General features: G+C 43.4%; 11 protein-coding genes and 1 pseudogene. 6 read left to right on the plus strand and 6 right to left on the minus strand.

Translation table 11 applies throughout. The annotated features are described in order from the left end of the window. Window positions 1-748: 748 nt before the first annotated feature. Both IM509_RS15890 and IM509_RS15895 read left to right on the plus strand, forming a co-directional pair. Window positions 749-1,555 carry a prohibitin family protein gene (locus IM509_RS15890; protein ID WP_185237250.1) on the plus strand — a complete coding sequence of 269 codons (807 nt, stop codon included), beginning with the start codon at window positions 749-751 and terminating at the stop codon, window positions 1,553-1,555. Window positions 1,556-1,626: 71 nt separating this feature from the next. Further along, window positions 1,627-2,025 carry a YidH family protein gene (locus IM509_RS15895; RefSeq protein ID WP_185237249.1) on the plus strand — a complete coding sequence of 133 codons (399 nt, stop codon included), beginning with the start codon at window positions 1,627-1,629 and terminating at the stop codon, window positions 2,023-2,025. A 71-nt stretch (window positions 2,026-2,096) separates the two neighbouring features. Here IM509_RS15895 and IM509_RS15900 read toward each other — a convergent pair whose 3' ends face one another. Then, window positions 2,097-2,342: a hypothetical protein gene (locus IM509_RS15900; protein ID WP_242034474.1), complete on the minus strand. Its 246-nt coding sequence runs from the start codon at window positions 2,340-2,342 to the stop codon at window positions 2,097-2,099. Window positions 2,343-2,480: 138 nt separating this feature from the next. Beyond that, window positions 2,481-3,176: a TerC family protein gene (locus IM509_RS15905; RefSeq protein WP_185237248.1), complete on the minus strand. Its 696-nt coding sequence runs from the start codon at window positions 3,174-3,176 to the stop codon at window positions 2,481-2,483. A gap of 374 nt (window positions 3,177-3,550) precedes the next feature. Between IM509_RS15905 and IM509_RS15910 the strand changes: the two genes are divergently transcribed. After that, window positions 3,551-4,090, plus strand: coding sequence for a pentapeptide repeat-containing protein (locus IM509_RS15910; protein ID WP_185237247.1), 540 nt, complete (start codon window positions 3,551-3,553; stop codon window positions 4,088-4,090). A gap of 55 nt (window positions 4,091-4,145) precedes the next feature. After that, window positions 4,146-4,475, plus strand: a complete 330-nt coding sequence (locus IM509_RS15915; protein ID WP_002782487.1) for a hypothetical protein — start codon at window positions 4,146-4,148, stop codon at window positions 4,473-4,475. A gap of 125 nt (window positions 4,476-4,600) precedes the next feature. Here IM509_RS15915 and IM509_RS15920 read toward each other — a convergent pair whose 3' ends face one another. Continuing rightward, window positions 4,601-5,605: a sulfate/molybdate ABC transporter ATP-binding protein gene (locus IM509_RS15920; RefSeq protein WP_185237246.1), complete on the minus strand. Its 1,005-nt coding sequence runs from the start codon at window positions 5,603-5,605 to the stop codon at window positions 4,601-4,603. A gap of 282 nt (window positions 5,606-5,887) precedes the next feature. On the opposite strand from IM509_RS15920, the gene IM509_RS15925 reads away from it, so the two are divergent. Then, a complete protein-coding gene (locus IM509_RS15925) occupies window positions 5,888-6,685 on the plus strand; it encodes a sulfite exporter TauE/SafE family protein (protein WP_012267584.1) in 798 nt (265 codons plus the stop codon). Window positions 6,686-6,695: 10 nt separating this feature from the next. On the opposite strand, the gene IM509_RS15930 is transcribed toward IM509_RS15925, so the two are convergent. Both IM509_RS15930 and IM509_RS15935 read right to left on the minus strand, forming a co-directional pair. Then, entirely contained in the window at window positions 6,696-7,130 is a 435-nt protein-coding gene (locus IM509_RS15930) for a YidH family protein (RefSeq protein WP_185237245.1), read from the minus strand. Window positions 7,131-7,262: 132 nt separating this feature from the next. After that, window positions 7,263-7,946 carry a cadmium resistance transporter gene (locus IM509_RS15935; protein ID WP_185237244.1) on the minus strand — a complete coding sequence of 228 codons (684 nt, stop codon included), beginning with the start codon at window positions 7,944-7,946 and terminating at the stop codon, window positions 7,263-7,265. Between the two features lie 146 nt (window positions 7,947-8,092). Between IM509_RS15935 and IM509_RS15940 the strand changes: the two genes are divergently transcribed. Next, complete coding sequence (locus tag IM509_RS15940) at window positions 8,093-9,013, plus strand: LysR substrate-binding domain-containing protein (protein WP_072925332.1); 921 nt, start codon at window positions 8,093-8,095, stop codon at window positions 9,011-9,013. Between the two features lie 153 nt (window positions 9,014-9,166). On the opposite strand, the pseudogene IM509_RS15945 reads toward IM509_RS15940, so the two are convergent. Next, window positions 9,167-9,473 (minus strand): annotated as a pseudogene (locus tag IM509_RS15945) (ISKra4 family transposase); the annotation flags it as partial.

Below are 9,473 nucleotides of genomic sequence, written 5' to 3' on the forward strand. Positions count from 1 at the left end.
AAATCCTTATCTGGCAAGAGACTTAATTGATTAGTTCGCTCTAGAGCAAAAACAATTGACAAAAATCGCTAAATGCCTTTCTATATAAGGGTTCCATCCCTTATAACCCCCGTCCATTGCATAACACAAACCGAAGAGCCTGAAAATCGGTAAAACCCTACACCCCACACCCCACACCCCACACCCTGCCCCCACGAAAAACTTTTTCAGCAAACCCTAAGTACAGTAGGCTTATCCGTTTACTGTATTTAGGGTTCTACCATAGCCATTTTTGCGAGTCAATTTATCGAGATATCCTTTATACAAAATATCTTTTATGCCGAAACTAGATTATGTTAAGGTAATTGCTATAAAAGAAAGTACCAGCTAGACTGGTGGACTGAGAATGTACTATTTAAGACAAGGAAAATTTTGTTATAATTACTTCTGGATAACCCCGATTACTTTCTTGGATAAATAAATGCTTTTCTGGTCAACTTTCTGACTAAAACTAACGAGATAATCGTTTTAATTCATGATCACTAAAACATTTAATCGGCGACTATGGTAACTATAAATAGACAATTATTTCCCGATATTTTGCCAGCCAGAAGGGAAAGAAATAACGAGACTAAATCTGACTTCATCTAAATAATATAGGACAAGTTTACCTTCATTTTCTAGTTGCTAAAATTATTAAAATAGATAAAATCAGCCATTTTATTGATTTGTAATCCCATCCCATAAACTATCTCTATTACCAATTAAAATGCTCAAAATCCGCCTTTTTGCTAGACCAAGCAATCTCTTTTTTTTGTTATTAATTTTGGCGATTATTTTTAATCCTTTCGTGATTGTCAATGCGGGAGAAAGAGGGGTTTTAATGGTTTTTGGTCAAGTACAGGATAAAATACTTAATGAGGGTATTCACGGGATTATTCCCGTTGTTAACACGGTGAAAAAACTAAGTGTGAGAATTCAAAAACAACAGATAGCGGCCGAAGCTTCCTCCAAAGACCTACAGGAAGTATTCACAGATGTGGCCATGAATTGGCATATTTTAGCATCAGAAGTTAATACTATTTTTCAACAAATTGGCGATGAAGCGGCTGTCATTGAACGAGTAATCGATCCGGCAGTGGAGGAAATTCTCAAGGCAGTTATGGCTAAATATACCGCCGAAGAATTAATTACTAAACGGGAGGAGGTGAAAGGGGAAGTAGATATTCGTTTGAGCGAAAGACTGAAAAATTATCATATCGGTGTCGATGATATTTCTTTGGTTCATGTCAACTTTTCTGATCGCTTTACCGATGCGGTGGAAGCCAAACAAATTGCCGAACAGGAAGCCAAAAAAGCCGGTTTTATGGTGCTGAAAGCTCTGAAAGAATCGGAAGTGAAAATCAATCTGGCTAAAGGAGAGGCGGAAGCTCATCGCATTCTCCAAGATTCCTTAAGTCCAGAAGTTTTACAGAACAAAGCGATCGAAAGATGGGACGGTAAACTCCCCCTATTTATGGATGATAATCTGCTTAAGTCCCTTGAATTGGTTAAAGATAAGCGAAAAACTAGATGATAAAAACAATTTATTAAAACCAGAAGAAAGAATACTTGATTTTATTGAATTTCACTGCGAGGAACTCCTCTATGCTATTTAAATCCCGAAAGACAAAGCAGAAATTTAACCCTGATTACTGGCGAGATCATTCGGCCAACGAACGCACCTATCTGTCTTGGATGCGTGCCTCCATCGCTTTGATGGGTTTTGGTCTGGTCATTTTGCGTTTACGGACGGCATCTTCGTCATCTCTAGGACTAGGTTGGTTGTTGGGTTTTGTCTTCGCTATGGTGGGATTATTAACCGTTGTCATCGCCACGCGCCGGTATTTTCTCATCCGGCGAGCGATCGATAGTAATAGCTACGAACCCGCTCAAGTCTGGATTATTTGCTTTAGTATAGCGATCGCTTGTCTAGGGTCAGGAATTCTCTATTTTGTCGCCACCAGTCCCGATAGCGGTGGAGTGGAAAGCATCGGTTTCGATTAAAACCCCATCCTCGCAGGGAGCGGGATGGGGAGAAAATTGCTCGATACAGGTAGTAAAATCCAGATAAATACTTAAAATTCCCCATTTTCCGACCTTTCCCAAGAAGGGGCAAAAGGTGGACAAATCAAAGGACAGGCGCGCCAATGACTGTGGACCGGGACTCCCAAGCGTTGACAATAGCCGTTTCCTCTCCCCTGAAACTTATAAAACCGACAGTAACGACAGGTAGAGGAACAAGTAGCAACTTTCGGGAGAGGATTTCCCGTGGATTCGATCGCTGTTAGTTTTGAGGATAGGGTGGAAATGGTGTCTAGCAAGGAAGTCTCCAAGGCTAACGGGGTTCACTAGCGACTGTTACCGTACCTAGTCACAAATTATGTCACAGTCGCCCGTCGTCCCGGAGTATAACGGTTGACACGCTCCTAAAAAATTGAGAAAATCCCTTGCTACTAGACTTATTCCACCACAACACGCCTAGAAAAGCCCCAACTTAAGGAGGCCGCCACCATCATCAATACCATCCACTCTGGCGGCAAATAGGTTGGTTGACAAGCTTTTAATAACAATCTTCCCCCTACCGCTAAAACCGTCAGATAGGCCGCATCTTGTAGGTAAACAAACTCAGCTAACCACCTGACAAATAAACCGGTTAAAAATCGTAGGGCTAACATTCCCAAAATACCACCAGTCAGGAGAATCCAGAATCGATCGGCTAGGGCGATCGCTGTTGTCACACTATCGAGGGAAAAAGCCAGATCCGTAAAAGCAATCAAAACAATAACACGGCCAAAAGATTCTATGGCGAGATTAAGGGCAAAATTTTCGTCTTCTATTTCTATATTCAAAAATTTCTGCCAAAAATGCTTACCCGCTAACCAGAGCAGATAAATAGCACCCAGTACCTCCACCTGCCAGAATTTAACTGTCCAACTGGCACTGACTAACAGGGCAACTCTTAACACAAATGCCCCGGCCAATCCCCAGTTTAAGGCCTGGCGTTGTTGTCTGGGGTCGGGAAGTTCTCGCACCAAAGCGGCCAGGGCGACGGCATTATCGGCCGATAGAATGGTTTCTAAGACTGCCAGGGTGAGAATAGTGCCGCAAGTGGTTAGAGAGAGATTTTCAGCTATATCGAGAATTTGAGGGGACATATAATTATATTTTTACTCCTTTGACGTTGTAGATGCGTCTTGGTATTTGCTGCTAGGATTCTTGACTATTTTTTTGTCGGTATAAATCTAAGGTCAAGTTCTTGAGCTTGCGATCGATGGCGAGATTGCTGAAAACGCTCTCCTTGACTAGGATTTTGGCCGGACACTATCATCTTAGGTACGGGACAAGCATAAAAGCAAATATTCTTAATTGTCGTTTTAATAAATAAAAGTGATGAAAGGGCGAGGGGGTTTCCCAGCTTTGCATAAAGGGAATTTATGGATTTGAAAACAAAGAATATTTGTTTTTATTAAAGCCATTGCCTAGAGTGAAAACAGAGACTCAAAAAGATCACTCAAGGAGATCAAAAACGATGAAACCGAAGCTACTGACAGCCTTCTGTCTATTGCTAATCACAGTTTTTTCTTGCTTCCACCCTGCCATCGCTAGGGCCGTTACCCCCACTGGCGGCGCACCGGCAAAAATTACTCTGGTCGAGCCAGCTGCCGCCGATAATCTGCAAAAACTACAGGCAACTAACGCCTGTGTCGGTTGTGACTTTAACGGAATTAGCCTCAAAGATTTAAACTTGTCCTCGGCCAATCTAGAAGGAGCAAACCTCAGTCAAGCGGATCTAGAAAGAACTAACCTACAGGGTGCTAATCTCAAAGGGACTGACCTCCGGGGAGCCGACCTCGGCAAAACTCTCCTAGCGGGAGCCGATTTAAGCAAGGCCAATCTCTTAGGTGCAGATTTAGAAAAAGCTAACCTGCAAGGAGCAAACTTAACCAACGCCAATCTGCAAAAAGCTGACTTAGAGAAGGCCAATCTCACTAATGCTCGTTTAGACGGTGCTAACCTACAAGATGCGGACGGTGAAGGGGCGATCGGTGTCGATCCCAATCTATTCTAAAAAAAGTTTTTATGGCAGAATCAAGTTTTAGCGGTTTTCAAGGAGAGCAATATCTATGGAAATTACTCCTTTTTCTCAGCGATCGCTAGATGGGGAGGGAGCGGAAATGCTGCTAGACTTTAAAAAAGCCCATCAGCAAGATTTAAAGGCAATTGCCGAGATTTTGGCAAGAATTAGTCACCAATCACCAGAAAAGGTAGAAATTCTCTTGGAGACAATGCTAAAACAACTGATAGAGCCAAAAACACCTTTTTACGAGACGGCAACACCGACGGAACGAGCGCAAGCTTTTCGGGATTGGGCAAGTAGTCACGATCGAGGCAGCGCACTTTTATCCGACTATGCCGTAAGTCGCGATAGTATCTTTGACGATGAGTGCCTGTGACTTTGTGCGGAACCTGATCACACCATGTATGGCGATGCTGTGGGTGCGACAAGTCTATTATTGGGACAAGGAGAAAAACTCTATATCGCACCACAGAATTTAATCGAGTTTTGGAACGTTTACTTTTAAGCAAAAACGCGAGCATCCCGAGGACGAACATAAACTTGCTCCCCGACTTGGAGATGCAGTTGATCCAGTTGTTCTCGATTCAGATGGGCAATCAGGAGAGAGCGATCCGGTAGAATTAATTCCACATCGATGGCCCAACCCAGATGGATAATGCGCTCGACTTTTGCCGCAATGCTAGACCCATTGGGAGAAGAGAGAATTTCTAGGTCGTGGGGACGAATAAAAATCTTGACTCCGTTAGTACCCCCCCCAAGCTGCTCGAAGAGTGCAGCCGAGGTCGGTGGTAAAACATTCACCCGGCCGATAAAACTCATCACAAAAGCAGAGGCAGGATGATCGTACACCTGATCGGGAGTTCCCACCTGTTCGATTTTACCCTCATTGAAAATTACGATCTCGTCGGCCACTTCCATGGCTTCCTCCTGGTCGTGGGTGACAAAAACACTGGTGACATGGACCTCCTCGTGTAACTGTCGCAACCAAACCCTTAGCTCTTTTCTAACTTTGGCATCCAAGGCCCCAAAAGGCTCATCTAATAATAATACTTCCGGTTCCACCGCTAAGGCCCGGGCCAGGGCAACCCGTTGACGTTGACCCCCGGATAGTTGGGCCGGATAGCGATCGCCTAATCCCTGCAATTGAATTAAACTCAAGAGATTGTCCACTCGTTTTTGAATGTAGTCCGGGGCAGCTTTGCGAATCTTTAAACCGAAAGCGATATTCTGACGCACCGTCAGGTGTTTAAAAAGCGCATAATGCTGAAAAACAAAGCCAATGTTCCTTTTTCTGACATTTAAATTGGTTGTGTCTTTGCCGTTGATGATAATTTTGCCTGTGTCGGGAGGTTCTAATCCTGCGATCGCTCTCAGGAGGGTGGTTTTTCCCGAACCGGACGGCCCCAGCAGTGCCACCAGACGATTCGATTTGATCTCTAGGTTGATGTTGTCTAAAGCAGTAAAGGTTCCAAATTTTTTCGATACTTGCTCGATGATGATACTCACGGTGGTTAATCCTCTGGCAAAAAATGTATAGGGTTTGACCGTATTTTAACCATGATTCAATCGCAATCGTATTAAAATACACTTACATTTTACAAGATAGCAAGAAAATTAAGTTTCGATTCGGAGATTACTGGTTATAAACAGAGACTAAAAGATTAAACAGCGATAAAAGCTTACTAATACTCTTTTTTGCTCTTTTAGTCGGTTCTAAAGGCTTAATTAACTAATTTTGTCCCTTAACCACCAGAAACACACCGGAGAAAAGAGACAACTGAGGCAAAAATGGACTATTCTTTATTGACAATATTTAGCTTTTTTATCGGAATTGTCGTGGGATTAACGGGAATTGGCGGTTCATCCTTGATTACACCCCTATTAATCTTTGTATTTCAGGTTCCCGCTACCACCGCAGTGGGTTCCGATGTGGTAGCGGCCGGGTTGATGAAAGTGGTCGGCACCGTTCGTCACTGGCAACAGCAAACGATCGAGTTAGAAGTGGTAAAATGGCTAGTAATTGGCAGTGTACCCGGTTCTCTGTTAGGATTAGTCGGTTTTCGCTATTTTCAGCAGAATAGCTCTCTCAATCTCGATCAATGGTTGCCTCCTATCATCGGTCTTGTCTTGATGATCGTGACTGTCCTAGCGGCCCTGGAACTACTAATCTCCTTATTTTTTCCCGATTTGTCCCCTTGGTCCTGGCCAAAATTAGATTTAACCACTCGCTCTGGTCAGATAAAAACAACGATATTAGGGGCAGTTTTAGGCTATTTGGTCGGTTTAACCAGTATTTCCAGTGGTTCCTTATTTGCATTGGTCTTGATGACCTTTTTTCAGCTTGATTCTCGCAAATTAGTCGGTACAGATCTATCGCAAGCGTCCATCCTCTTAACCTGTACTTCCATCGGTCATCTGGGGTTAGGAACAGTCGATTGGAATCTGGTACTTCCCATCTGGTTGGGTGGGATACCGGGGGTAGTAGTGGGAGCAAGATTATCGGAATATTTCCCCAAAAATGCCCTAAAAATACTGCTTTATACGGTTCTAGTCACGGTCAGTTGGCGCTTACTGCAACCCACCTAATCCCCAAAGTTCACTCGAAAGTGATCATACTACCCATCAACAGATCGGGACTGGTGGCGACAAAATAGATAATTCCCGCACCGAGAATAACGATCGCTAAACTAAATAGTAGTACCCATCGATCGGCTGGTTCGTAGGTATCTTCATCTATATCTCGTCTGACTGTAAAATAATGGGCCGTGGTCAAAAATACGGTCAATAAACCCACTAAAGCAAACATTAAGCCTAATTTCCAGCCATAACCGGGCCGGGGAACTAGAGGAGGATGAAAGGCCCGTAAACGCAGGATAACCATACCAAAACCCATTAATGCGATCGCTGTTCGCATCCAAGACAGATAGGTGCGTTCATTGGCCAGATGATCGCGGACTCGATTGGGATTGACTTTTTTCGGTTTAATGCTGGTCTTGCTTTCCGTCACTGGTGATTTGAGAAAAAATAACATGATCGAGATGACTAGGGGTCGGTTTCAAGTTGACCGCTTGAGAAGATGATGTTATTCTATGGCACTTGAGTTATAGATGGTATGGAAAAAATCTAAAATCTATTTTTAAATGTATTTGTATTGAATCAGAAATTAAATAGGGTTTGCTTGTTGCTGGAAAAGCGCCCATCCATAGCTTAAGGATAGGGCCAAGAAAGCGAGGGGAAGACTTTCCTTGATCATAAACACACCCAAACCGATCAGCACACAGGGGACAAAGTGGCTACCGTGACTGCTAATTAAATTAGCGATCGCTGGTAATTTAGTCAACTGATGAGCAGTAAAACACCAAACACCCACCAAGATCAGAAAAACGCTGACGATAGTGACTAAATTTTGCCAGGTATTACTAGCAAACAGCGGCAGATAAATGCCGATATTATCGCTGCCATTGGCGATGGTAATTGCCGCCACAGCACCGGTTTGAGGAGAAAACCAGGCCGCCAAAGGAGAAGACGCTGCTGATCCTACGACCACCTCGGGATTATTATCCGTCTCGGTTTCTTCTCGCTGCCAGAGACTCCTAATCCCGAAAATCACCGGCAAAAGACCGAGAAAACGAATCCACTGAGCCGGAATCAAGAAACTCCCGAAAAAGCCGGTTAAACTCGCCAAAATCAGCAGGATAAAGCCTAAATACTGACCGATAACGATATGACGACGGCGAAAAAGTTTATTGACCTGGGCGAAAAGAATCGTCAAAATCAGGATGTCATCGAGATTGGTGGCAATAAAGGCCGCTATTGCTGTGGATATGGCAGTAATCATGGTAGTCATAGGATTTTTTTCTGAATCGGCTCTTCTGGTCTCGATCGCCCTACTTCTACTCTAGAAAGAGCCATTAATAAAATCAAATATTCTTTCTTGTTGATTTAATAAATTAAAATGATGGAAAGACCAATAGAGACTAAAAACCCCTTGCCATGGCCAGAATGACCCTAGATCAACTAGAAATCTTTCTCGCGACTGCCGAACATCTCCACTTCACCAAAGCAGCAGAAGCTTTATATATCACCCAACCGGCCGTCAGTGCCGCCATTGCCTCCCTAGAAAATGAATACGGGGTGAAATTATTCCATCGCGTCGGTCGTCACATCGAGATCACGGAAACAGGACGTTTATTGCAATTAGAAGCGCAACGCATTCTTACCCAGGTGACTTTGACAGAAAGGGGATTAGCGGAATTCAACGACTTGCAACGGGGAGAACTACAATTAGGGTCGAGTTTGACTATTGGTAACTATTGGCTCCCGGCAAAAATTAGCGATTTTCAGGAGCGCTATCCGGCAATTAAGATCAACTGCACCCTAGCTAATACGGAAGAAATCTGTCTGGGTACGGCTAACGGACGTTTTGACCTAGCATTAATCGAGGGAGAAGTCAAGAGTGATTTAACACATTGTTTAGAACAGGAGATCGTCGGCAGCGATCGCCTATTAATTATTGTCGGACGTTCTCATCCCTGGTATAAAAGAGAAGCGATCGAATTGCCGGAATTAGTGGAAACCCCTTGGGTAATGCGAGAATCGGGATCGGGAACTCAACAAAGATTCGAGGAAGCGTTACAGAATTGGGGCATCGATTTACGCACATTAAAGGTGACTTTGCTGTTAAATACGGGAGAAATGGTGAAGGCAATCATCGAGAATAGTTCGGCAGCTGCCGGGATTTCCGAATTGATGGTTCAAAAGGAATTAGAATTAGGCACATTGCGATCGATTCGAGTCATCGATACTTCCGGTTTATCCCCTCGCTATCTCGAATTTACGCGCCCTTTTTTAAAAATAAAACACCGTCAGCGCTTTCAACCCCGTGTCTGTCAAGTTTTCGAGCAGATGTTGTAATCTGATAGCAATCACCAAAAATTAACTAGAGCAAAAATAAAGATATGTAGGGGAAATTATTTTTGGCAAAAGAGATGGGGAACGAGGTAATATAAATCGGGAGCATCTCACCTTTGCAATAAGTAGAAATGCTTAATGAGATCAATAAAAAAGTTAAAAAAGGCAACCATTTAGATAAGCACAGCGATGACGAAGGACTTGCGGTACATTACAAGATTGCCAACTTGCACCAGTAATTTTAAGACGATGAGCAATTTGTTTAATTTTTGATTCGACGGAGCCAGAGCCAATGGAAATCCCCTCTGCCTGCAAATAACCATAATTGACAATTCGATGTTTATGCTTGTTTAAATAAGTAATAAAATTCTCAACTTGCGGCTCTGACCATCCTTCACAACAAGAGATAGCGGCGTCCACGTCCCCCTTCCTCAAGAAAACATTTTACCTCCTCAATTCGCTG

Origin of the sequence: Microcystis sp. M31BS1 (assembly GCF_020245285.1) — a bacterium.
In the GTDB taxonomy this organism is placed as follows: domain Bacteria; phylum Cyanobacteriota; class Cyanobacteriia; order Cyanobacteriales; family Microcystaceae; genus Microcystis; species Microcystis panniformis.

Coding starts and splice junctions, on each gene's coding strand:
- IM509_RS15890 (WP_185237250.1), top strand. CDS start 749: ATGCTCAAAATCCGCCTTTTTGCTAGACCAAGCAATCTCTTTTTTTTG.
- IM509_RS15895 (WP_185237249.1), top strand. CDS start 1,627: ATGCTATTTAAATCCCGAAAGACAAAGCAGAAATTTAACCCTGATTAC.
- IM509_RS15905 (WP_185237248.1), bottom strand. CDS start 3,176: ATGTCCCCTCAAATTCTCGATATAGCTGAAAATCTCTCTCTAACCACT.
- IM509_RS15910 (WP_185237247.1), top strand. CDS start 3,551: ATGAAACCGAAGCTACTGACAGCCTTCTGTCTATTGCTAATCACAGTT.
- IM509_RS15915 (WP_002782487.1), top strand. CDS start 4,146: ATGGAAATTACTCCTTTTTCTCAGCGATCGCTAGATGGGGAGGGAGCG.
- IM509_RS15925 (WP_012267584.1), top strand. CDS start 5,888: ATGGACTATTCTTTATTGACAATATTTAGCTTTTTTATCGGAATTGTC.
- IM509_RS15930 (WP_185237245.1), bottom strand. CDS start 7,130: ATGTTATTTTTTCTCAAATCACCAGTGACGGAAAGCAAGACCAGCATT.
- IM509_RS15935 (WP_185237244.1), bottom strand. CDS start 7,946: ATGACTACCATGATTACTGCCATATCCACAGCAATAGCGGCCTTTATT.
- IM509_RS15940 (WP_072925332.1), top strand. CDS start 8,093: ATGGCCAGAATGACCCTAGATCAACTAGAAATCTTTCTCGCGACTGCC.